The sequence below is a fragment of the Rhodanobacter ginsengisoli genome (assembly GCF_042657065.1).
Classification (GTDB): domain Bacteria; phylum Pseudomonadota; class Gammaproteobacteria; order Xanthomonadales; family Rhodanobacteraceae; genus Rhodanobacter; species Rhodanobacter ginsengisoli.
Genome location: NZ_JBHSNF010000005.1, coordinates 41,145 through 62,278 on the forward strand (window position 1 = coordinate 41,145; position 21,134 = coordinate 62,278).

Annotated in this window: 22 protein-coding genes; 6 read left to right on the forward strand and 16 right to left on the reverse strand. The window is 68.5% G+C overall.

All coding sequences use genetic code 11. From position 1 onward, the window contains the following. Window positions 1-41: 41 nt before the first annotated feature. From ACFPPA_RS17680 to ACFPPA_RS17710, 7 genes are all read right to left on the reverse strand, one after another. Window positions 42-1,232 carry an AI-2E family transporter gene (locus ACFPPA_RS17680; protein ID WP_377322321.1) on the reverse strand — a complete coding sequence of 397 codons (1,191 nt, stop codon included), beginning with the start codon at window positions 1,230-1,232 and terminating at the stop codon, window positions 42-44. Next, on the reverse strand, window positions 1,232-1,573 hold the full coding sequence (locus tag ACFPPA_RS17685) for a hypothetical protein (RefSeq protein ID WP_377322323.1): 342 nt from the start codon (window positions 1,571-1,573) through the stop codon (window positions 1,232-1,234). Before ACFPPA_RS17685 ends, ACFPPA_RS17680 begins: the two co-directional genes overlap by 1 nt. Further along, on the reverse strand, window positions 1,570-2,034 hold the full coding sequence (locus tag ACFPPA_RS17690; protein WP_377322325.1) for an ABC transporter ATP-binding protein: 465 nt from the start codon (window positions 2,032-2,034) through the stop codon (window positions 1,570-1,572). Before ACFPPA_RS17690 ends, ACFPPA_RS17685 begins: the two co-directional genes overlap by 4 nt. A 23-nt stretch (window positions 2,035-2,057) precedes the next feature. Then, window positions 2,058-2,432, reverse strand: coding sequence for an ElaB/YgaM/YqjD family protein (locus ACFPPA_RS17695; protein WP_377322327.1), 375 nt, complete (start codon window positions 2,430-2,432; stop codon window positions 2,058-2,060). 53 nt (window positions 2,433-2,485) lie between these two features. Further along, a complete protein-coding gene (locus ACFPPA_RS17700; protein WP_007809737.1) occupies window positions 2,486-2,641 on the reverse strand; it encodes a DUF1328 domain-containing protein in 156 nt (51 codons plus the stop codon). A 128-nt stretch (window positions 2,642-2,769) separates the two neighbouring features. Continuing rightward, on the reverse strand, window positions 2,770-3,393 hold the full coding sequence (locus ACFPPA_RS17705) for a YbhB/YbcL family Raf kinase inhibitor-like protein (RefSeq protein ID WP_377322330.1): 624 nt from the start codon (window positions 3,391-3,393) through the stop codon (window positions 2,770-2,772). A 36-nt stretch (window positions 3,394-3,429) separates the two neighbouring features. Continuing rightward, window positions 3,430-4,518 carry a PQQ-dependent sugar dehydrogenase gene (locus ACFPPA_RS17710; RefSeq protein ID WP_377322331.1) on the reverse strand — a complete coding sequence of 363 codons (1,089 nt, stop codon included), beginning with the start codon at window positions 4,516-4,518 and terminating at the stop codon, window positions 3,430-3,432. Between the two features lie 102 nt (window positions 4,519-4,620). Here ACFPPA_RS17710 and ACFPPA_RS17715 point away from each other — a divergent pair, with 102 nt between their 5' ends. The 5 genes from ACFPPA_RS17715 to ACFPPA_RS17735 all read left to right on the forward strand — a co-directional run bounded on the left by ACFPPA_RS17715 (window position 4,621) and on the right by ACFPPA_RS17735 (window position 8,806). Continuing rightward, window positions 4,621-6,096 carry an AAA family ATPase gene (locus tag ACFPPA_RS17715; protein ID WP_377322333.1) on the forward strand — a complete coding sequence of 492 codons (1,476 nt, stop codon included), beginning with the start codon at window positions 4,621-4,623 and terminating at the stop codon, window positions 6,094-6,096. Window positions 6,097-6,217: 121 nt separating this feature from the next. Continuing rightward, a complete protein-coding gene (locus ACFPPA_RS17720) occupies window positions 6,218-7,213 on the forward strand; it encodes an MBL fold metallo-hydrolase (RefSeq protein ID WP_377322334.1) in 996 nt (331 codons plus the stop codon). A gap of 183 nt (window positions 7,214-7,396) precedes the next feature. Beyond that, complete coding sequence (locus ACFPPA_RS17725) at window positions 7,397-7,819, forward strand: VOC family protein (RefSeq protein WP_377322336.1); 423 nt, start codon at window positions 7,397-7,399, stop codon at window positions 7,817-7,819. A 10-nt stretch (window positions 7,820-7,829) separates the two neighbouring features. Beyond that, complete coding sequence (locus tag ACFPPA_RS17730; RefSeq protein WP_377322338.1) at window positions 7,830-8,042, forward strand: DUF3820 family protein; 213 nt, start codon at window positions 7,830-7,832, stop codon at window positions 8,040-8,042. 149 nt (window positions 8,043-8,191) lie between these two features. Beyond that, entirely contained in the window at window positions 8,192-8,806 is a 615-nt protein-coding gene (locus ACFPPA_RS17735; RefSeq protein ID WP_377322340.1) for a 2OG-Fe(II) oxygenase, read from the forward strand. Here ACFPPA_RS17735 and ACFPPA_RS17740 read toward each other — a convergent pair. The 4 genes from ACFPPA_RS17740 to ACFPPA_RS17755 form a co-directional block, all read right to left on the reverse strand. Beyond that, window positions 8,735-12,199, reverse strand: coding sequence for a GH92 family glycosyl hydrolase (locus tag ACFPPA_RS17740; RefSeq protein WP_377322342.1), 3,465 nt, complete (start codon window positions 12,197-12,199; stop codon window positions 8,735-8,737). The two genes, ACFPPA_RS17735 and ACFPPA_RS17740, sit on opposite strands and share 72 nt — an antisense overlap. Before the next feature lie 88 nt (window positions 12,200-12,287). After that, window positions 12,288-13,307, reverse strand: coding sequence for a YheT family hydrolase (locus tag ACFPPA_RS17745; protein ID WP_377322344.1), 1,020 nt, complete (start codon window positions 13,305-13,307; stop codon window positions 12,288-12,290). Further along, window positions 13,304-14,104 (reverse strand): lysophospholipid acyltransferase family protein, encoded by an 801-nt coding sequence (locus ACFPPA_RS17750; protein WP_377322346.1) that lies wholly within the window; start codon window positions 14,102-14,104, stop codon window positions 13,304-13,306. The genes ACFPPA_RS17745 and ACFPPA_RS17750 overlap by 4 nt, the downstream gene beginning before the upstream one ends. A gap of 66 nt (window positions 14,105-14,170) precedes the next feature. Then, entirely contained in the window at window positions 14,171-14,647 is a 477-nt protein-coding gene (locus tag ACFPPA_RS17755; RefSeq protein WP_377322348.1) for an Lrp/AsnC family transcriptional regulator, read from the reverse strand. A 157-nt stretch (window positions 14,648-14,804) separates the two neighbouring features. On the opposite strand from ACFPPA_RS17755, the gene phhA reads away from it, so the two are divergent. Next, entirely contained in the window at window positions 14,805-15,698 is an 894-nt protein-coding gene (phhA, locus tag ACFPPA_RS17760) for a phenylalanine 4-monooxygenase (protein ID WP_377322350.1), read from the forward strand. Between the two features lie 50 nt (window positions 15,699-15,748). Here the strand turns inward: phhA and ACFPPA_RS17765 are convergent, their stop codons facing one another. The 5 genes from ACFPPA_RS17765 to ACFPPA_RS17785 all read right to left on the reverse strand — a co-directional run bounded on the left by ACFPPA_RS17765 (window position 15,749) and on the right by ACFPPA_RS17785 (window position 21,095). Beyond that, a complete protein-coding gene (locus ACFPPA_RS17765; protein WP_377322352.1) occupies window positions 15,749-16,435 on the reverse strand; it encodes an RES family NAD+ phosphorylase in 687 nt (228 codons plus the stop codon). A gap of 118 nt (window positions 16,436-16,553) precedes the next feature. Then, on the reverse strand, window positions 16,554-16,946 hold the full coding sequence (locus ACFPPA_RS17770) for an MbcA/ParS/Xre antitoxin family protein (RefSeq protein ID WP_377322354.1): 393 nt from the start codon (window positions 16,944-16,946) through the stop codon (window positions 16,554-16,556). A gap of 83 nt (window positions 16,947-17,029) precedes the next feature. Next, entirely contained in the window at window positions 17,030-18,820 is a 1,791-nt protein-coding gene (locus ACFPPA_RS17775; protein WP_377322356.1) for a DUF885 domain-containing protein, read from the reverse strand. Beyond that, window positions 18,817-20,484 carry a SulP family inorganic anion transporter gene (locus ACFPPA_RS17780; RefSeq protein ID WP_377322358.1) on the reverse strand — a complete coding sequence of 556 codons (1,668 nt, stop codon included), beginning with the start codon at window positions 20,482-20,484 and terminating at the stop codon, window positions 18,817-18,819. The genes ACFPPA_RS17775 and ACFPPA_RS17780 overlap by 4 nt, the downstream gene beginning before the upstream one ends. After that, on the reverse strand, window positions 20,481-21,095 hold the full coding sequence (locus ACFPPA_RS17785) for a ParB-like protein (protein ID WP_377322360.1): 615 nt from the start codon (window positions 21,093-21,095) through the stop codon (window positions 20,481-20,483). Before ACFPPA_RS17785 ends, ACFPPA_RS17780 begins: the two co-directional genes overlap by 4 nt. Window positions 21,096-21,134 lie beyond the last annotated feature (39 nt).

Sequence of the window (21,134 nt, forward strand, 5' to 3'; positions counted from 1 at the left end):
GTCCCGCCGGATCATGCGCGGCCCGATCCGGGCACCCGCGGTCAGCGCGAGACGATCAGCGCGAACCACTCCCAGCCGCGCACGCGTTCGCAGATCAGCTTGGCGCAGGTCAGCATCGGCACCGCCAGCAGCGCGCCCGGGATCCCCCACAGCCAGCCCCAGACCAGCAGCCACAGCAGGATCGCGATCGGACTCAGCCGCATGCTGCGGCCCTGGACCATCGGGGTGATCAGGTTGCCCTCCACCGCGGTGATTCCGGCAAAGGTCAGGGCGGGCAGGAACACTTCCAGGTTGGCATCCTTCGCGTACAGCATCGACACCACCGCCAGCACCGTGGTGGTGACGATCGCGCCCACGTAGGGAATGAAGTTGGCGAACATCGCCACCGCGCCCCACAACAGCGGATCGGGCACCTTGTACAGCCACAGCATGCCCGCGGTGAGCGCGCCCAGGCTGGCATTGATCAGCAGCGCGGTCAGCAGGTAGCGCGAGACCTCGGCCTGGAACCCGCGCACGATCGTCACCGCGTGCCGCTTGTAGGCGAAGCTGGGGGTGATCTCGACCAGCCGGCGCAGCATGGTGTCGCCGTAGATCAGGAAGAAGAACACCAGCAGCATCACGCTGAGCACGGCCGCCAGCACCTTCGGTGCGGTGGAGACCACGTCCCAGGCGCTGATCGACATCGGCGTGGACGGCGTGGTGGTGGCCCGGGAGGTGCCGCTGACCAGGGTCTGGGTGGCGCGGTTGGCGGCCTCCAGCGGCTTCGTCACGCTCCTGAACTTGGGTACGAAGCTCTTGATCGCCGACGGCGCGCCATGGAACCAGCCGATCGCCGGTTGCGCCAGCAGGCCGACCCCGGTACCGATACCGATGACCAGGCCGAACATCAGCACGCTGGCGGTCAGCCAGCGCGGCAGATGGAAGCGGGTGCCGAACGCGACGATCGGGTTCAGCGCCAGCCCGATGAACGCGGCCAGCACCAGCGGGATCAGCAGCGCCTTGGTCAGGGTGATGGTGTACATCAGCGCCAGCAGCAGCAGCGCGTTCAAGACCATCCGGATCGCCCGCAGATGCCGCCGGGTGGCGCGCGCGGTATGCAGCCGGCGCTCCAGGTGGCGCGGCAGGTGGCCCGCGGTCAGCGGATCCGCCAGGCTGCGATCGAGCGGCGGCGCCGCGTCGGTGGCACGGTCGTCGATGTCGTCCGGCGGCGGAAGCTGTTCCGGTTCGCTCATCACGGTTCGCCGCCACCGCTGTCCGCCCCGGTTTTCTTCTTCGCGCCCAGTTCGTGCGCAGCGAGCCCCAACGTGCCCAGCTCGGCAATCAGGCGCGTGCCGTAGGCCACTGCCTCGGCCAGACCGCCGCCGAGCAGCGGCGCCAGACCCGGGATGCGCAGCGGGTGCACGTTGAGACTGCCCAGCACGAAACCGGCGCCGGCCGCCGTGCCCACGGTGGTCAACGGATACTTGCGGCCGCGCGCCAGCAGCGCGGCGGCCGGCGGACTCAGCCGATGTCGCGCCGCCGTCATGCGCAACTCGGCCCGGTGCACCTTGGCGATCTGCTCGAAAACCTTCATGACCGCTCCTCTCTCCGCTTGTCCGATTCGCTCCGGGCGTCGGCGTTGTGCCCGGCGTCCCGGATCATGGCACTCCATTCACCGCGGGTGGCCGGCAGGCTCATCCAGTGCATGCAGCGCCGAAACAGCAGGATCGCGCCGATCAGGAACATCAGCTGCAGCACGACCAGCACCAGCAGCGCCCAGGTCCAGGAACCGAACCAGTCGGCCAGCAGCACGCCGATCAGGCCCAATGCGGTCAGGCCGACCCCGACCCCGGCCACGGTGGCCGCCAGTCCTGCCACCAGCAACCAGGAGATCGCGCTGCGCGCCAGCCCCAGCTCGGCGGCCAGCAGGTGCATCTGCGCCCCGAACAGCTGCTTGACCGCACGACCGAGCTGACCGATTTCGGTCAGCAACCCAGACGACGGCGGCGCCGGATCCGGCGCCGCCTCGCGAGCTGTTTCACCCTCGTCGTGCATTCCCTGCCCCCGGGTCCGCCGGCTCAGCGCCGCAGGATACGGCCGAGCAGCCAGCCGGCACCCAGCGCGATGGCGACGGCCTGCACCGGCTTCTCGCGCACGTATTCGCGCGCCTGTTCCATCCACTCGTCGGCTCGGTCGGCCGTCCTGTCATAGACCTCGCGACCTCGCTCGCCGAGATCGGCGGCCTTGTCGGTGGCACGGTGGGCGGTGTCGGCGACCTTGTCGGTGGCGTGGTGCAGGCTCTCCTCGACCTTGTCGGCGGCCCGCTCGACCGTTTCCTTGGTGCTGGACACGGCATGGGAAGTGGCCTGCTTGATGCGCTCGGCACGATCGTCGATCCGATCGTCGATGCGCTTGCCAGCCAGCTGCTCTTGGGTTTCGACTTGCTTGTTCATGGGGTGCTCCGGAAGGGAATCATTGTGGCGCAAGGCGCCTCGATATGTTGCCGTCAACTGGCGCGACGGAAGAACGCGATGATCGCCAGTATCAGGAAAATCACGAAAAGGATCTTCGCTATCCCGGCGGCGGCGCCAGCGATGCCGCCAAAGCCGAGTACGGCGGCAATGATCGCAATGACCAGGAAAACCAGGGCGTAATGAAGCATGAGGGCATCCTCTTTGATAGTAAACGGCACCGCGGCGGGGAAGACCGCGTGTTTCCATTCACCCACAACCCGTGCCATGCGGGCGTGAAGGGCGGCGCCGCGACCCTGCACGCGGCGCCGACGTCAGCTCAGCCCGCGACGGCCGGATTCAGGCTGTAGGTGCCGGTCAGCTCCGCCTCGTCCAGCACGTGCCCGGCCATCGCGGCGCGCAATGCGGCGCAGGAAAACCCCCTGACCAGCGGCAATGTGGCCACGTCCAGCGCATACACGCGAAAGTGGTAGTGATGCAGCAGCGCATCGTTCCATGGCGGGCACGGGCCGTCGTAACCCAGGTACTCGCCGCCCATGTCCGCATCGCCGGCGAACCAGCCGGTGAAATCGTTCACCCCCTGTACGCTGCCGGGCGGTCCGAACGGATCGCGCTTGCCGCGCGGAGTGACTTCGTCGCTGCAGGCGCCGGCGCTCAGCTCGCCGCATTCGGGCGGGATGTTCGCCATCAGCCAATGCACGAATTCCACCCGCGGCAACTCCGCCGGCACGGTGCGGCCCGGCTGGTTCACGTCGTCGCCCCGACTGGGCACGTCGGGGTCGATGCAGGTGAGCACGAACGAACGGGTGGCCGGCGGTGCGCCCTTCCAGGCCAGCTGCGGACTGCGGTTGTCCGACAGTGCAAACGGGTCCGCCCGCTTGCCGAACGCGAAGGTGGCCGGGATCGGCTGGCCGTTCTCGAAATTGTCGCTGCGCAGCTGCATGGGATTTCCTCCGGGAACAGGGTTGAGCTTTGTAGCCTACGGCCGATACGTCACGCGGTACACCGCGCCGGCGAGGTCGTCGCTGACCAGCACGCTGCCGTCGGGCAAGGGCTGCACGTCGACCGGCCGGCCCCAGGCGCGTTCGTTCTGCTCGAAGCCGGTGATCAGCGGCTCGTAGGACCGCACCTTGCTGCCGTCCAGGCGCACCGTCATCACCCGGTAGCCGGATTTTTTCGTGCGGTTCCACGAGCCGTGCTCGGCGATCAGGATCGCGCCGCGGTAGCTGGCCGGGAACTGCCTGCCGGTGTAGAAACGCATGCCCAGCGAGGCCACGTGCGCACCCAGCTTCAGTACCGGCGGGGTGTAGTCCTGGCAGTGCCTGCCGCGACCGAACTCGGGATCTGGGACGTCGCCCTGATGGCAGTACGGATAGCCGAAATGCTGGCCGGTCCGACGGATCTCGTTCAGTTCATCGCTGGGGACGTCGTCACCCATCAGGTCGCGGCCGTTGTCGGTGAACCACAGCCGCCGGCTGCCGGGCTGCCAGTCGAAACCGACCGTGTTGCGGATGCCGAGCGCCACGTCTTCCCAGCCGCTGCCGTCCGCGTTCATGCGGATCAGCTTGCCGTGATCCGGTGCCGGGTCGCAGATATTGCACGGCGCGCCGATCGGCACGTACAGCTTGCCGTCCGGGCCGAACGCGAGGAACTTGCCGCCGTGATGGCCTTCCGTGGGCAGCTTGTCGGTGACCGGTTCGGGCGTGGGCGGCGCATCCAGATGCCGCTCGATGTCGCGCAGCCGCAGGATCCTGCTGACCGCCGACACGTACAGGTCGCCGTCGTGGAACGCCACGCCGATCGGATCCCGCAGGCCGCTGGCGACCACCCGCACCCGGTCGGCCACGCCATCGCCGTTGCTGTCGGTGAGCGCATAGACCTTGCCGGCCCCGGACGAGCCGACGAACACGGTGCCGCCGGTACCCAGCGCGAGCTCGCGCGCGTCGGGCACCTGCCCGGAATACAGCGCGACATGGAAGCCCTTCGGCAGGCTCAGCCGATCCAGCGGCGGCGCGGCGGCGGCCGGCAGCGACAGGACGACCAGCAACAACGAGAACCAGGCACGCATCGGCGATCTCCTTCAGCGCGGGGCTCCCAGCGTATACCCGGGCAGGTGACACCGGAAACCGCAGCGCTCTGCTACCGTGGCGCCCTTGGCCAAGGGGTGAACATGAGCGAGCTGGACGATCTCACCACGCTGGTGCGTGCGGCTACGCCGTTGCTGGTGATCGAGACGGTGGACGAGCAGCGGGTGATCGAGTGCTTTCGCCACGTGATCGCCCGGGCGCTGCACCCGCTGTGGCGCTGGACGCTGACCGACGGCCTGCGCCGGCTCGACTTCGCCCAGCTCGACGGCGAGGTGGCGCCCGATGCCACCGCCACCCTGCAGGCGATCCGCGCACATGAGCAGCGCGGGATCTACCTGATGTTCGATTTCCACGGCCTGCTGGGCTATGCGATGAGCCTGCGCCAGCTGCGCGAGATCGTGCAGCGGCATCGCTCGGCCGCGCATACGGTGGTGCTGGTCGGCGCCCGGATCGAACTGCCCGAAGAACTCGAGGCGCTGGCCCTGCGCGTGCCGCTGTCGCTGCCGGACATCAAGGAGCTGGCCGGCATCCTGCGCGGCGAGGCCGCCGGCTGGCAGCGCGAACAGGGTCGCCGGATCGAGGTCGACAACGAGGCCGCACGCACCATCGTGCGCAACCTGCTGGGCCTGTCCGCGCCGGACGCGCGCCGCATCGTGCGCAAGCTGATCTACCACGATGGCGCGCTCGGCCCCAACGACCTGCCGGTGCTGATGCAGTCGAAGTTCGACCTGCTCAACCGCTCTGGCCTGCTGCACTTCGAATACGCCACCGCCAGCTTCGCCGACATCGCCGGGGTCGGCCGCGTGCGAGAGTGGGTGAGGCGGCGGCGTGCCGTGTTCCTCGATCCGTCCGCCACGCCGATGCTCGATCCGCCGAAAGGCGTGCTGCTGCTCGGCGTGCAGGGCTGCGGCAAGAGCCTCGCCGCGAAGGCGATCGCCGGCGGCTTCGGGGTGCCGCTGGTGCGGCTGGATTTCGGCACGCTGTACAACAAGTACCAGGGCGAGACCGAGAAGAACCTGCGCGAGGCGCTGGCCAGCACCGAACTGCTGGCGCCCTGCGTGCTGTGGATCGACGAGATCGAGAAGGGCCTGGCCGGCGGCGGCGATGACGGCGGCGTGTCGCGCCGCGTGCTCGGCTACCTGCTGACCTGGATGGCCGAACGCAAGGCCAAGGTGTTCGTGGTCGCCACGGCGAATGCGGTCGACGAACTGCCGCCCGAGCTGCTGCGCAAGGGCCGTTTCGACGAGATCTTCTTCGTCGACCTGCCGCGGGAAGCGGTGCGCGGCGAGATCTTCGCGCTGCATCTGGCCCGCCGCCAGCTCGAGCTCGACCGCTTCGACCTGGCCGTGCTCGCCGCCGCCAGCGACGGCTTCTCCGGCGCCGAAATCGAGCAGACCATCGTCAGCGCGCTGTACGACGCGGCGGGCACCGGCACCGCGCCGGATCAGGCCACCCTGCTCGACGCGCTGCAACAGACCCGACCGCTGTCGGTGCTGATGCGCGAGCAGGTGCAGGCGCTCCGGGCGTGGGCGCAGGGGCGTTGCGTAGCGGCGGACTGAGCGAGGCGAGACACAACGGGCCACGCGGCAGCCCGTTGTCCGGGAGGCACCGACCTCTGGCCTATTGCGTGTGGCCGTCGGGAGCTCGCACAGTGCGCCTGCCTGCCCGGAGAATTCCGCGATGCGCCTGCCGCTGCTTCCGACCCTGCTTGGCTTCTTCGCCCTCGCCGTACTCACCGGGTCCGCCGCACCGGCGCATGCGCCGGACAGCCGCCGGGAGGTGCCTGTCGCGCGTGACATGGTGCTGATCCCCGGTACTTTCGTGCCCGGCAGGCAACCGGATGGCAACAGCATCGTCCTGCGCGGCACCGAGGGCCTGATCGTGTTCGACAGCGGGCGCCATCCGGCGCACACCCGCCGCATTCTCGATCACGCCCATGCCAGTGGCTTGCCCATCGTGGCGGTCGTCAACAGCCATTGGCATCTGGACCATGTCAGCGGCAACCCGATGCTGCGCGCGGCGTATCCGCAACTGCAGGTCTACGCCAGCCATGCCATCGAAGGCGCACTCACCGGCTTCCTCGCCGACAGCCGCAAGCAGGCGGCCGCGCTGATCGCGCAACACAAGATTCCCGCGGCGCAGCTCGCCGACGTGGAGGGCGACATGGCCACCATCGACCGCGGTCGCGAACTGCTGCCCGATCATTTCGTGGAACACGATGGCGATCGGATGCTGGCGGGCCGTCCCGTGCATCTTGGCCTCGCCCGGGACGCGGTCACCGCCGGCGACGTCTGGCTTTACGACCCGCAGACGCGGGTGTTGCTGGCGGGGGATCTGGTCACGCTGCCCGCGCCGCTGCTCGACACCGCCTGTCCGCCCCGCTGGCGGGCGCAGCTGGCGACGCTGGATGCGCTGCCGTTCGTGACGCTGGTGCCCGGCCATGGTGCCGCGATGGACCACGCCGGGTTTCATCGCTACCGCCGCGCCTTCGATGCGCTGCTCGACTGTGCCGCCAGCCACGCCGGCGACGCCGTGTGCACCGACCGCTGGCTGCACGATGTCGAGGGACTGGTGCCGGCCGATCGATTCAAGCTCGCGCGCGGCCTCCTCGGCTACTACCTGGACCAGGTGCTGCACGCGCCATCCGAACGCCGGAACCGTTACTGCCCGGCGTGATTTTCCGGTTGCCGCGCCGAGACTGTGCAAGCCGGCAACGGCCCTTCCCGCCATTCGCCCTCCGGCGTGCGCAGCAGCCGTGCCTCGCTCTCGGTTGTTCCAGCATGGGTGCAGACCATGCATCGCATTGACCGCCGGCCGGTGTGCGGTGAAGCTTCATGTTTCGCTCCCCGGACTCCTTCCATGCACGAGCTGCCACCGTTCCATCTCGCGTTCCCGGTCACCTCGCTGGCCCACGCCCGCGCGTTCTACGGCGAGCTGCTCGGCTGTCCGGAGGGTCGTTCCAGCGCCGACTGGGTCGATTTCGATTTCCACGGGCATCAGATCGTGGCGCACCTGGCGCCGCAGGAAGCCCGCGCGGTGGCCGCGCACGACGTGGATGGGGACGCCGTGCCGGTGCGCCACTTCGGCCTGGTGCTTTCGATGGCCGACTGGCAGGCGCTGGCCGAGCGGCTGCGTGCGGCGGGCACCCGGTTCGTGATCGAACCGCATGTGCGCTTCGCGGGCCAGCCCGGCGAGCAGGCCACGATGTTCCTGCTCGATCCGTGCGGCAACGCGCTGGAGTTCAAGGCCTTCGCCGATCGCGCGCAGTTGTTCGCCCGCTAGGCAGGCGCCGATGGAAGCCGAAGACCTGCAGCGACTGGTGACCACGACGATGCCGTACGGCAAATACCAGGGCCGCCTGATCGCCGACCTGCCGGGCGCCTATCTGGCCTGGTTCGCCCGCAAGGGCTTTCCGCCCGGCCAGCTGGGCCGGCTGCTGGCCCTGATGCTGGAACTCGACCACAACGGGCTGTCGTCACTGCTGGATCCGCTGCGCCGGCGCTGACCCGGCGCGCCGTCCGGGCCCCGTGGTTTCGGCGTATGCTGCTGCCGACGCTGGTTCCCCGCAGCGCAAGCCACCACCGTTTTCTTTGTCCGGCCCGCGGGCCTGCACGGGATCGGCGATTCCGCTGTTCCGTGCAAGCCAGGCACCCGATGAACACCCGTCCCCAAGAATTCAGCAGCGCGGCGAGCGCACTCGCCGCCGACGGCTGGTGCGTGTTGTCGAACCTGCTGGATGCGGCGCAGACCCAGGCGCTGGCCGACGAATGTCGAGCGATGCACGACGCGAAGCTGCTGCTGCCGGCACGCACCGGTGCGGGCCGCGCCGCCTCGCCATTGCGCGGCGACAGCACGCACTGGTTTGCCGGCGGTGCGATGACGGCACCACAGCAGGCATTCACCGATCGGGTCGATGCCTTGCGCCTCGCGCTCAGCCGCGAGCTGATGCTGGGCCTGGTCGACTGCGAATCCCACTACGCGGTGTACCGGCCCGGTGCGGGTTACGCGCGGCACCTCGACTGCCTGCGCGGCAACGATGCGCGGGTAGTCTCGGCGGTGTTCTATCTCAACCATGGCTGGCTCGACGCCGACGGCGGCGCGCTGCGGCTGTACCTGGCCGACGGCTCACCGCGCGATGTCTACCCGCATGCCGGCAGTCTGGTGCTGTTCCTCTCGGCGCAGTTCGAACACGAGGTGCTACCGGCCACGCGCGACCGCATGAGCGTCGCCTGCTGGATGCGCCAGCGGGCGCTGGTGGCGCATCGCTGAATCGGCCGCCGGGGGCACGGACCCCAGCAACTCGATTTCGGCGAGCGCGCGTGCCCCGCCCGCGCGCGCCGGATCGAAGCGGAGCCGGTAATACGCATATTCATCCGGCGCGGCGACGGCAAAAGCCCGCGTCTGCCGTGCCCAAGCAAATTTTTCATGGGCACGCGTATCCAGCGTGATCCAGCGCACGCCGTCGGCCGATGCCTGCAGCCGCCAGCCGGAAGGCGCCCCGCGGGCGGCGGCCGAGGTCAGCGTGAGCAGGCTGACCCGGCGCGGCTGCGCGAACTGCCAGCCGATCGTGAATCCGCCGATGGGCAGCGCCGCTTCCGTGCCGGAATCGTTGTCGAACAACCTCGGCAGGTCGGCCAGCACCGGCGTGCTGCGCATGCTCGTTCCCGCATCGGCGGTGAAATCCCGCAGCGGTTGCGGCAGCCGCCCGGCCGGGGTGAGCGACGGCGGCAGCGCGCCCTCGTCGCTGCCCCAGTGCGACGGCTGCGGCCCCATCGTGAACTGCAGCGTGGCGCCTTGCGCCAGCAACGCATGCGGCAGGGTCAGCCGGTTCCACGGCTGGCCGTTCACGCGCAGGCTCTGGACATAGCGGTTGCGGTCGCTGACCGCGGGCGCGTCGATCACCAGGTGCCGGCCGTTCTCCAGCGCGATGTCCATGTGCGGGAAGTACGGCGCGCCGATCACGTATTCCGGCGTACCCACGCGCAGCGGATAGAAGCCGGCGGCGCTGAACAGGTACCAGGCGGACATCTCGCCGTTGTCCTCGTCGCCCGGATAGCCCTGGCCGATCTCGCTGCCGACATACAGCCGGCTGAGCACGTCGCGGACCTTGTCCTGCACCTTCCACGGCTGCCCGGCGACGTCGTACATGTAGATGATGTGGTGCGATGGCTGGTTGCTGTGGCCGTACTGGCCCATGCGCACGTCGCGCGCCTCCAGCATCTCGTGGATCGGCTCGCCATAGCTGCCCACATGGAAGTGGCCGGGGGCGGCGAAGAACGCGTCGAGTTTCGCCGCCAGCGCGGCGCGACCGCCGTACAGCGCGGCGAGCCCGGCGCCATCCTGCGGCGCGTCGAACGCCATGTTCCATGCATCGGTTTCGGTATAGTCGCCGCCCCAGCGCAACGGGTCGAAGTGGGCCTTGTCGTAGCGCCACTTGCCGGCGGCGTCGCGGCCGACCAGGAAGCCGACCTGCGGATCGAACAGATTGCGGTAGCCGAGCGCCCGCTGCCGGAAGTAGCGCGCATCGTCGGCGTAATGCGCCGCGTAGGGATCGTCCTTCGCCTGCCGCACGACCAGCGCCGCGGCGAGGTTGCCGATGCCGAAGTCGTTGAGGTAGCCGGCGGTCGACCAGGACAGCCCTTCGTCGACGCCGGTATCGGTATAGCCGTTGAAGATCGAACGCTGCAGCCCCTTGCGGCCGGTACCGGCCAGCGGACTGACCACGGTCGCGTCCTTCAGCGCCGCCTGGTAGAACGAGCGCACGTCGAAGTTGTGCACGCCTTTCAGCCATGCGTCGGCGAACGCCACGTCGGCGCTGGTGCCGACCAACAGGTCGGCGAAGCCGGGCGAGGACCAGCGCGCGATCCAGCCGCCATCGCGGTACTGCTGCACGAAGCCGTCGATCATCTCGCCGGCCCTGGTCGGCGTCAGCAAGGCATAAGCCGGCCACGCGGTGCGGTAGGTGTCCCACAGGCCGTTGTTGACGAACGGCTTGCCCTCGACGATGCGCGCGCCGGTGTGGGCCGGTGTGTCGGCCGCCACTTTGGCGGAGAACGGACTGGCGTAGCGCCAGCGCGGATGCGCCGTGCTGCCGGTGTTCTCGTACGCTTCGTTCGGATACAGGAACAGCCGATACAGGTTGGAATACAGCGTGGTCAGCTCGTCGCGGCTGGCGCCGCGCACCTTGACGATGCCCAGCTGCTCGTCCCAGGCGCGCTGCGCCCGGTCGCGCACGTCCTCGAAGCGATCGCCCGGCGCGATCTCCAGCGCCAGGTTGTGCCGTGCCTGGGCCATGCTGATCAGCGAGGTCGCGATGCGCAGGTTCACCACCCTGGATTTCGCGGTATCGAAGCCGAACCAGGCCGCGACATGGTCGCGCCCGGCACCGCGCAGGCGCCCGCTCGCGCGCACCGGCCGGTCGACCACGCCGTAGAAGAACAGCCGGCCGGCGCCGGCGGAAAGCCGGCTCTTCACGTCGGACCAGCCGCTGAAGCTGCGTCGCGACGGAGCGAGCACGATGCCGCCCCGGTCGTCGCGGTTGTCGAAGATCAACTGCGAGCGATCGCCGCGAAAGGTGAAACGGAAGATCGCGGCGTGGTCGGTCGGCGCGACCTCGGTGACGATGCCGTCGTCGAACGCGACGCGATAGGTGTGCGCCTGGGCGGTCTCGCGGGCGCGGCTGAAGCTCAGCGCCCGCGCCGCGCGGTGCACGTCCGGCGCCCCGTGGCTCGCCGCGGCCGGCATCAGCTGGAAGGTCTGCCGGTCGCCCATCCACGGGCTCGGCTCGTGCGACAGCGCGAACGCTTCCAGCCGCGGGCGATTGGCGGGCCCGTTGCGCTGCTGGTACTGGTAGATCCAGTCGGAGCCCGCGTCGGTCACCGGCGTCCAGAAGTTGAAGCCGTGCGGCATCGCCACCGCGGGGAAGGTGTTGCCGCGCGAGAAACGGTCATTCGAATGGCTGCCACGACGGGTGTCGACGAATTCGCTGGGCCGCCGGCGCGCATCGGCCACGGCCGGGCCGATGCGCAGGTCGTCGAGGTAGCCGTCGAACATGGCGGCGGGGCCGTCATGCAGCAGCACGATGCGCTTGATCGTGCGTCCGGCGGCGACCCCGCCGACGTCGATCGACAGGTCGTTCCACTGATCCGGATACAGGGTGCGCCCCTCACCCTGTGCGCGCGCCGACGCGCCGATGCGATGCTGGTCCAGCGCGCCGCGGGTGGACAGCCGGCTGCCGTCGTCGAACAGCAGATCCACCGCCACGTAGTTCGCCGGATTGCGCAGGTCGTGCGCGTTGGAACACGGGAAGAGCAGGTACGACAGCTGCGTGTCCGCCTGCACCGGCAGGTTCACCTCGAACAGGTCCGCCTGCTGCCGGCCACTGGCGCTGCCGTGATAGCGCAGCGAGTGCAGCCCGCTGAACCCCACCCCGGGTTTGGCGGTGAGCGCGGCGTCCGGCGACGGCCCCCCGACCGGCTCGACGCTGAACGATGCACCCGGGAGCGCGGCCAGCGGTGCCGGCTCGGCGAGCTCGAACGAGCGGAAGAAGGTGCGCTCCGGTGCGGCAGCCGCCGCCAGAGCCGGCAGCAGGCCGAGCAGCCACAGGCTTCGACCCAGCCATCGGGCCACATGCGATGCCGTTTCCCGTCCCGATCCGTTCATTCGCCTGCCCGCCTCGCCACGATGATGATGGTGCTGCACGCTTCGTCCGCGGGCACCCGTTTCCCACCGCCAACGACACCGGGGAGGCTCAGCCGGTCGGCGAGGACCCGTCCGCCAGCGCATTGAAGCGGGCGGCGATGTAGTCGTCGGTGTAGCTCGTCATGCCGTAATCGCGGATGAAACCGCAGTGGCCGCCATACGGCGCGATGTCCAGTTCCACGTTGGGCGGCAACTCGAGCCTTTCGAAACTGCTCACCGGAATCACCGGATCGTCCCGGGCGGTGAGGATGGTGGCCGGGATCTGCATCGCCTGCATGATGTCGCCGGCCACCGAATAGCCGTCCAGGTACTGCTGCAGCGACTTGAAGTCGGTATGCCGCAGCACCATCGCCTCGGTCAGGCCGCGCAGATGCTGGCGCAACTCCGACATCTCGAAATACTGGTGATGCGGAAACGCCTTCTGCTTGGCCTGCAGCGAGTGGCGCCACTTGCGCATGAAATAGGCCTGGTAGAACCACGGCGCGGTCTCCTCCAGCGAGAACAGGCCCTCGCCGGGATCGATGATCGGACACACGGCCAGCACGTAGCTCAGCGGAATGCCGGTGCGCGAGGTCTGCAGCGCAGCGCGCAGGGCGAAGTTGCCGCCCAGCGAAAACCCGGCCAGCGCCATCGGCCGCTTCGGCCAGCGCTGCGCGATGTCGCCGAGCGCGTGCACCACCTCGTCGATGCGACAGGAATGGAACAACGCCTCGTTGAGGCCATGGCTGTCGCCGTGGTCGCGGAAGTTCAGCCGGAAGATGTCCCAGCCGTCGGCGAGCAGGCGACTGCCGGTCTGCAGTACGTAGGTGGAATCGACGCTGCCTTCCCAGCCATGGAACAGCACGGCCAGGCCACGGGCCGGCGCGCCGGTCTGTTGCGCCGTGTACGCACCGGTCAGGCGCACGCCGCCGCCGCCGTCGACCACCACGGGCCGGGCATCCTGCAGTACCGTCTTCGCCGCGCTCGGCAACAACACGCGGCGGATGCCGCTGGAGGAGAGCATGGTCTGGATGTGACCACTGCGCAGTGGCCAGGGCGGTCGGAAATCCTTTCCGTGGGGCAGGCTCATGCCGGGCGATCTTCCAGTGCCGCGGCGATGCGCTCGCGCGACAGCTCGGCCATGCGGCGCCGCGCATCCGGGCTGGCCGCTACCGGCGCAAGGAAGTGCACCTCGGCATCCATCGGCGCCTCGCCGAGCAGGCGCACGATATTGGCCAGGAAGCTCTCCTCCTCGCGGAAACCGGCGTCGATCACGCGCCGCCCGTCGCGGGCGAAGCGCAGGCCGACCGGCTGCACCGGCACGTCGGCATCCAGCGCGGCCTGGAAGATGCGCGCGTGGAACACCTTGAGTACGCCGTTGAACCCGGTGCCGCCTTCCGGAAACACCGCCACCGAACGGCCGTCGCGCAGGCGCTCGACCATCACCTGCATCACCGAGGCGAGCGAGTGGTTGCTGCCGCGACGATGGAAGATCGTGCCACCGGTCGCCGCCATCCAGCCGACCAGCGGCCAGCCCGCGATCTCGGCCTTGGCCACGAAACAGGCGGCACGCTGGCTGTGCAGCATCTCGATGTCGATCCACGAGGTGTGATTGGCCACGAACAGCACCGGATCGGGCAGTGGCTGGCCATGCCGCACCGAGCGCAGGCCGAAGATGCGCAGCAACGTGGTCGACCACCAGCGGATCATCCGGTGCGCGAACGGCTCCCGGCCATCCTTCATCACCACGTGCTGGTTCCAGCTGAGGATCAGCGAGCACAGCAGGATGCCCAGCAGGATATGCAGCAACAGCAACGGCACCCGCCACAGGTAACGCAGGGGGCGCAGCAGGTCGCGTTCGGGGGCAGTTGCGGTGTCGATGCTCATGAGCTGGTTAGTTTAGCGTTAGTCGACGCTGGCGCGGCATCGCTGCGCTGAATGGTTGCAACTGCCTCAGTGCTCCAGCTGATTCAGCGGCAGGGACGGCGAGCGCTTCACCGTGCGCAGCACGAAGCTGGAATTGACATCGGCGACCCCGGCCGCGTTCAACAGGTGATCGAGCAGGAAGCGCGAAAAGTCCTGCAGGTCGGCGACGTAGACATGCAGCAGGTAGTCCATGTCGCCGGTCAGCGCATGGCAGGCGACCACTTCGTCCCAGCCGTTGACGTGCTCGACGAAATTCTCGATCGCCACGCTCTCGTGCTTGCTCAACTGCACCCGCACGAAGGCCTGCAGGCCCAGGCCCACCGCCTGCGGGTCGATCTGCGCGGCATACCCGGTGATGACCCGATCGGTCTCCAGCCGCTGCAGTCGACGCAGGCAGGCCGACGGCGACAGGCTGACGCGCTCGGCGAGCTCGGCATTGCTGATGCGACCCTCGCCCTGCAAGACGGCGAGGATGCGCAGGTCGGTACGGTCCAGGGTCGCCATGAGCAATCAAACTCCGATATTTGCATGTTTGACGCAATGATAGTGCAACTATCGCAGCCGGCACGCGAACAAAGCAACCTTCGTGCGGGGCATCGGCCGTAAGCTGTGAACTCGACCGGACCGCGCCTCGTCACCCCACACCGCCACGGAGTACGCCATGGAAACCACCACACCCCGCAAGGTCGAGCACCAGCAGACTGACCGCGGCTACGTGCCGGTGTATGCGACCGGCGTGGTCGAGCAGCCCTGGGCCGACTACAGCAAGACCGACCACGAGGTATGGGACACGCTGTTCAAGCGTCAGCGCGAGCTGCTGCCCGGACGCGCCTGCAGGGAGTTCATGGCCGGGGTGGAGCGTTTCGGCCTGGGCGACGGCGGCATTCCGAAATTCAGCGAACTCAACCAGGTACTGGGCGCCGCGACCGGCTGGGAAGTGGTCGCGGTGGAAGGCCTGCTGCCGGACGAGGTGTTCTTCGATCACCTGGCGAACCGTCGTTTTCCGGTCAGCTGGTGGATCCGCAAACCCGACCAGCTCGACTATCTCAGCGAGCCGGACCTGTTTCACGACCTGTTCGGCCATGTGCCGCTGCTGCTGAACCCGGTCTTCGCCGACTACATGCAGGCTTACGGCCGCGGCGGCATGAAGGCGTTCGCGATCGGCCCCGACGCGCTGATGAACCTGACCCGGCTGTACTGGTACACGGTGGAATTCGGCCTGATGAACACGCCCGAAGGCATGCGCATCTACGGTGCCGGCATCGTCAGCTCCAAGGGCGAGTCGATCTACTCGCTGGATTCGCCCGCGCCGAACCGCCTCGGTTTCGACATCGAGCGGGTGATGAGCACGCGCTACCGTATCGACACTTATCAGCAGACCTATTTCGTGATCGAGGATTTCGAGCAGCTGTTCGACGCCACCCGCCCCGACTTCACCCCGATCTACGCCCGCCTGGCGCAGGCGCCGGCGCACGCCGCCGGTGACGTGCTGGAGAGCGACCGCGTGTTCACCCGTGGCAGCCGCGAAGGCTGGGCCGCCAGCGCGGATACCTGACCGGCCGCCACCGGCACGCGGCTACGAACTGCTGCACGCCATCGCGAGCCCTAGCTGCGCGCCAGCTCCGACACTTCAAGCACCTGCGCGATGCGCATGCCATCCCAGCGATAGATCAGGTGCTGCGCCTGCACGCAGGGCGCCACCACGTCGGGGTAGAACGCGGCGACACATTCGCCGCCGGCATGACGGGCGCTGTCGAACACGAGGCCGTTCGAGCCGGCGCCGCGCAGTTCGCGGGCCAGCGCGATGCTGGCCGCATAGCTGCCCGGGTCATGTGCCGCGGGCCAACCGCCACGCAGGTCGTGCAGCCGACTGTCGAGGCTGGTCCGGTAGCAGCGCATCTGGATGTCGCAGGCCGGTTCGGCGGTGGCGGCGAGGAAGCGTTCGCGGTGATACACGGTTTCCTCGACCGCCGTGGCCACGCTGTGGGCAGCGTAGAAAACGCCCCAGCTGCCATCGGAGAAACGGCTGCCCTCGGGGTTGAGATGGGTGAACGCGGCCATGACCGGAGTCGAGCCCGGCCCGCTGATGCGGCGGTCCTGCGGCACCAGCTTCAGTGCGCCGGCCTCCTCGCGCAGGCGCGGATTGGTCATCGCCTCGATCGCGAACACCGCCTCGAGATCGGCCGGGTCGGCGATGCGGTCGTACACGCCGACCGTGGGAAAGCGACTGGGCACGATCCGATACGCGTGGGTCCAGCGGATGCGTTTGAGCGGTGGCGACTCGGTGGGCATGGCTGTCCGTCTCGACGGGGTCGGTGCACCGCGCTCGGCAGAACGGCTCGCCGGGCGATGGGGCATGGATGCTGCGCGCTGGCGGTATCGCTGACTGCGACGGCTGGCGGTGGCTGCCTCAGCCGCGCTGCGCGTCCAGGTACTGGCGCACCACGTACAGGTCGGCCACGTTGCCGGAAAGCATGCGTTCCAGCGCCGAATGGCCGCCGAACAGCGGCGCCGCATTCGGCTTGTGCAGCCAGGCATCGGCCTGCGCCGGGTCGGGGAACAGGATCTGCAGCGCCTGCCAGATCCCCAGCAGGTAACTGATCCGTTCCAGCGTATCGCGGCCGAGCGCGCCGTCCTGCTGCCGCTTCCACTTGTAGAACGTCGACTCCGGCGGGTCGCCCAGCAGCCTGCGCTGCTCGGCGACGCGCAGCTTCCATTGCTCGGCCATGCGGAAGAACGCACGCAATGCCGGGCCACCGAGATCACCGGAGGGCAACGGTTCGGGTAGCGCCTGGGCCAGCATGCAATACTCTCCACGTGAAGCTGATGTTCAATTTACTCCATGTGGAAACTATGATCAATCCTTGATCAGATGCTCCGCCAGACTCAGGATTTCGCCGCCGCCTTCTTCTCGGCGCAGTCACAACCGTAATCCGGCTCCGGGCCGCCTTCGGCGATGAAGCGGTCGATGCGCTTCTCCAGCACCGGCAACGGTACCGAGCCGGTGGCCAGCACGGTGTCGTGGAAGTGGCGGATGTCGAACTTCGCGCCCAGCGCCTTTTCCGCCCGGGCGCGCAGCTCGAGGATCTTCAGGTAACCGAGTTCATACGACAGCGCCTGTCCCGGCCAGCTGATGTAGCGATCGACCTCGTTGGCGATCTCGCGCGACGACAGCGCGGTGTTGACGGTGAGGTAGTCGATGCCCTGCTGGCGGGTCCAGCCCAGGTGATGGATGCCGGTGTCGACCACCAGCCGGCAGGCACGCCACATCTGGTAGGTGAGGTAACCGAAGCGCTGGTAGGGCGTCTTGTAGATGCCCATCTCGTTGCCCAGGTATTCCGAATACAGCCCCCAGCCTTCGCCATAGGCCGAGATGTAGCTGTCGCGGCGGAACGCGGGCTGGTCGTGATTCTCGGCGGCCAGTTCCAGTTGCAGCGCGTGGCCGGGATACGACTCGTGCAGGGTCAGCGCCGGCATGTTGTACAGCGGCCGCGACGGCAGGTCATACGTGTTGACCAGATAGACGTCCGGACCGCCGCGGCCGGAGGTGTAGTACGGCGCGATGTCGGCCGGTACCGGCTCGATCGTGAAGCGTGCCCGCGGCAGGTGGCCGAAATAGCGGGCCAGCTGGCCGTCCACCTGCTTGGCCACCCAGGCGCTGCGCATCAGCAACTCGTCCGGGCTCCTGGCGTAGAACTGCGGATCGCTGCGCAGGAACTTCAGGAACTCGGCGAAGCTGCCCTTGAAGCCGGTTTCCTGCATCACCGCCAGCATCTGCGCGTGGATTTTCGCTACCTGGTCCAGGCCGATCTGGTGGATCTGGTCGGGGTCCAGGTCGAGCGTGGTGTACTCGTGGATCTGCTGGCGATAGAACGCCTTGCCGTCCGGCAGCGCCTCGGCGGCCAGGGTGGTGCGCGCGTGCGGCACGTAGTCGTTGCGGAAGAAGGTCAGCAGCTTCGCGTAGGCCGGGATCACCTCGTCGCGAATGTGCTGCAGCGCCTGGCCCTGCAGCGCCTGGGCCTGGTCGGTCGGGATCGACGCCGGCAGCTTCTTGAACGGCGCGTAGAAGCTGCTCCGGGTCGGATCCTTCAGCTCGGCGACCGCCGCGATCGAGGCGTCGCGGCCGGTGAGCACCGCCCGCGGCACGCTGAAACCGCGCTTCAGACCCAGCCGCATGTTGGCGATCTGCTGGTCGAAATAGGCCGGGATCTGGCCCAGCCGGTCGAGGTATTTGCGGTAGTCCTCGACCGTGCGCAGGTTGTCGCCGCCGAGTTCGTAGCCGATGTCCGACCAGAATGCCGAATCGCTGTTGAACGGCATCTGCCAGTTCCTGAATTGCTGGTCGGCGACAAAGTTGCCGATCTGTTCGCGATAGATCGCGTAGTTGATCTGGTTGGCCGGCGACAACTGGGTGGCATCGACGCCGTCGAGTTGCCTGATCACGCCTTGCCAGTAGTCCAGCCGCCGCTGCTGGCTGGCCGCGTCGACGCCATCGAGCCGGGCCGGGCCCGACTGGGATTCGCCGGAAGCGCTGATGCCCGCCTGGCTCGTGCGCCAGGTCCATTCCTGCTGGTAGATCTGCCGGAATCGTGCATCGGCGTCCTGATCCGCCCGCAGCGGGCTCGCCACCAGCAGGGCGGCCAGGCCCAGCCAGATCCATCTTGTTGCAATCGTCACGACCCGGATCCTCTCGTCGTTGCAGCGTCGACCGACGCCGTGGCGGCGTCCTCGACACTCCAGAAGTCCAGTGCCGACGCCGGCAACTGGGGCAATGCCGCGCGCAACAGCAGCAGTCGCACGACATCTTTCAATCGTGCCACACGCAAGCTGATGGCACGAGCATCCAGCCAGGCGGAGAAATCCGCCAGCGCCTCCAGCACGGTGCTGTCCAGGTCGGGGGACTCCTCCAGACTGAGCACCACGGTGTGGCTGCCGGCATGCGCCTCGACCTGCTGCCGCGCCAGCGTCATCACCGCCTCGGCATTGGCGAAGAACAACGGTTGTTCCGGCCGCAGGATCAGCACGCCGGCAGGCTCGAGTGCTTGCGGGTGCGACTCGACGCTGACGTAGTCGTGGCTGTCGCCGAGCCGGCCCAGCACGCTGATGCGCGGCGTGGCGAGCTGGCGCAGCAGCATCACCAGGCTGAACGCGATCGCCGCCAGCAAGCCGTTGAGGATGCCCAGCGCCAGCACCGCCAGCACGGCGGCCAACGCCACCAGCCGGTCGCGCTTCCATTGCATGTAGGGCCGGAATGCCGAGAGTCGCCACGACTTGCTCACCGCATGGATCACGATCGCCGCCAGCACCGGCAGGGGGATGCGCTCGATCCAGCGCAGCAGCAGGGCCACCAGCAACAGCAGGACCGCCGCCGCGACCAGGCCGGCCGCGCGCGAACGTGCACCGGCGGCCTCGTTGGCCGAGGTGCCCGAGTAGCCGGCGCCGACCGGCATGCCGTGCAACAGGCCGGACAGCGCATTGGCCAGGCCCAGTACCAGCAGGTCGCGGTTGGCATCCACCCGCTCGCCATGCTTCAACGCAAACGCGCGGATGGAACCGTACGATTCGGCATACAGGATCAGCAGCAGACCCGCGGCCAGCTCGATGCTGGGCAACCACTGGTCGGTGCGCGGCCACACCGGCAACACCCACGTCGGCACCAGGTCGATGGTGCCGGTCAACGCCACCCCGTGCGGGCCGAACCAGCCGGAGGCAGCGATGCCGAGCACGATCACCAGCAGGCTGCCGGGCACCCGGCGCAACCGCTCGCACAGGAACTGCAGCAGCAACGCCGCCACCCCGACGCCGATCGCGTACGGCTGGATCCGTCCGAACGAGCGGAGCAAACCGGCCAGCAGCAAAGGCACGAAGTCGCCGCGCAGGGGCGGCAGGCCGGAGAGGTTCGGCAGTTGCTTGAGCGCGATCACCGCGGCCAGGCCGAAGGTGAAGCCGCGCAGCACCGGCCGCGCAATCATGTGCGACAGCCCGCCCAGGCGGGCGGCCCCGGCGATCAGGAAGCAACCGCCGGTCAGCAGCACCATCGTCGCCGCCACCGCGGCGCGCGTGGCGCCGTCCGGCCCGGCCAGCGCCAGCGTACCGGCCGCCAGTACCGCGGCCGAGGACGAGGTGGCCGAGACGATCGCGTAGCGACTGCGGCCGAGCAGGCCGTAACAGATCAGGCCGGCGAACAGGGCGATCACGCCCGCCTGCGGCGGCAACCCGGCGATGCCGGAGTAGGCTACCGCCTCGGGCAGCAACAGGCCCGCGACCGACAGGCCGGCGATGACATCGAGCAGCAGGCCGGGTCGCAGAATCGGCTTCGGTGTCGGCGCTGTCGCGCTCATCCGATCGCTCCACTCCAGCCGGGCAGGTAGCCGGCTTCGTGACCGTGCGCGAGCAGCACCGCCTTCTGCAAGGTGCCGTTACCGATCCTGCCCTTGCTCAGCTTGATCCGCGAACGATAGAAATCCGCCCACAGGAATTCGGCATACGGTGTGGCGTCCTTGGCGCAACCGCCGGCGTTGCGTACCCGCGCGGCGAGCGAGCGATAGGGGTCGTCGCTCAGCTCGGCGAGGCTGGCCGGGAACGCGTCGTAGCCGGTGCGGCCGCCGTGGCCGTCGTACGGGTGGGCCCAGCGGTAGAACTCCATGGTGCGCCAGAACACCCCCGGCTCCAGCCAGGAGAAATCGCGCTGGATCAGTACCGCGACCTTTTCCACCCGCTCTTCCAGCAGCGCCAGCCCGAGATGGTGATGATCGACGATGTAGACCTGCTGCCGCGGCCCCAGCACGCCGGGAAAGCAGTGCGCCTCGAGCAGCTGGCGGCGCTTCTTGCCGCCCAGCTTCTCCCACTCCGCACGCTTGGCCGCGACCTCGGCCTTGCCCACGGTGAGCTGGGTCGGTCGCAAGCTGGCCGGCGCGACCGACAACAACGGATGATGCACTCCCGACGACATGGCACGACTCCCTGCGGACTGACCCTGACGGCCAGCGTA

Coding starts and splice junctions, on each gene's coding strand:
- ACFPPA_RS17680 (WP_377322321.1), bottom strand. CDS start 1,232: ATGAGCGAACCGGAACAGCTTCCGCCGCCGGACGACATCGACGACCGT.
- ACFPPA_RS17685 (WP_377322323.1), bottom strand. CDS start 1,573: ATGAAGGTTTTCGAGCAGATCGCCAAGGTGCACCGGGCCGAGTTGCGC.
- ACFPPA_RS17690 (WP_377322325.1), bottom strand. CDS start 2,034: ATGCACGACGAGGGTGAAACAGCTCGCGAGGCGGCGCCGGATCCGGCG.
- ACFPPA_RS17695 (WP_377322327.1), bottom strand. CDS start 2,432: ATGAACAAGCAAGTCGAAACCCAAGAGCAGCTGGCTGGCAAGCGCATC.
- ACFPPA_RS17700 (WP_007809737.1), bottom strand. CDS start 2,641: ATGCTTCATTACGCCCTGGTTTTCCTGGTCATTGCGATCATTGCCGCC.
- ACFPPA_RS17705 (WP_377322330.1), bottom strand. CDS start 3,393: ATGCAGCTGCGCAGCGACAATTTCGAGAACGGCCAGCCGATCCCGGCC.
- ACFPPA_RS17710 (WP_377322331.1), bottom strand. CDS start 4,518: ATGCGTGCCTGGTTCTCGTTGTTGCTGGTCGTCCTGTCGCTGCCGGCC.
- ACFPPA_RS17715 (WP_377322333.1), top strand. CDS start 4,621: ATGAGCGAGCTGGACGATCTCACCACGCTGGTGCGTGCGGCTACGCCG.
- ACFPPA_RS17720 (WP_377322334.1), top strand. CDS start 6,218: ATGCGCCTGCCGCTGCTTCCGACCCTGCTTGGCTTCTTCGCCCTCGCC.
- ACFPPA_RS17725 (WP_377322336.1), top strand. CDS start 7,397: ATGCACGAGCTGCCACCGTTCCATCTCGCGTTCCCGGTCACCTCGCTG.
- ACFPPA_RS17730 (WP_377322338.1), top strand. CDS start 7,830: ATGGAAGCCGAAGACCTGCAGCGACTGGTGACCACGACGATGCCGTAC.
- ACFPPA_RS17735 (WP_377322340.1), top strand. CDS start 8,192: ATGAACACCCGTCCCCAAGAATTCAGCAGCGCGGCGAGCGCACTCGCC.
- ACFPPA_RS17740 (WP_377322342.1), bottom strand. CDS start 12,199: ATGAACGGATCGGGACGGGAAACGGCATCGCATGTGGCCCGATGGCTG.
- ACFPPA_RS17745 (WP_377322344.1), bottom strand. CDS start 13,307: ATGAGCCTGCCCCACGGAAAGGATTTCCGACCGCCCTGGCCACTGCGC.
- ACFPPA_RS17750 (WP_377322346.1), bottom strand. CDS start 14,104: ATGAGCATCGACACCGCAACTGCCCCCGAACGCGACCTGCTGCGCCCC.
- ACFPPA_RS17755 (WP_377322348.1), bottom strand. CDS start 14,647: ATGGCGACCCTGGACCGTACCGACCTGCGCATCCTCGCCGTCTTGCAG.
- phhA (WP_377322350.1), top strand. CDS start 14,805: ATGGAAACCACCACACCCCGCAAGGTCGAGCACCAGCAGACTGACCGC.
- ACFPPA_RS17765 (WP_377322352.1), bottom strand. CDS start 16,435: ATGCCCACCGAGTCGCCACCGCTCAAACGCATCCGCTGGACCCACGCG.
- ACFPPA_RS17770 (WP_377322354.1), bottom strand. CDS start 16,946: ATGCTGGCCCAGGCGCTACCCGAACCGTTGCCCTCCGGTGATCTCGGT.
- ACFPPA_RS17780 (WP_377322358.1), bottom strand. CDS start 20,484: ATGAGCGCGACAGCGCCGACACCGAAGCCGATTCTGCGACCCGGCCTG.
- ACFPPA_RS17785 (WP_377322360.1), bottom strand. CDS start 21,095: ATGTCGTCGGGAGTGCATCATCCGTTGTTGTCGGTCGCGCCGGCCAGC.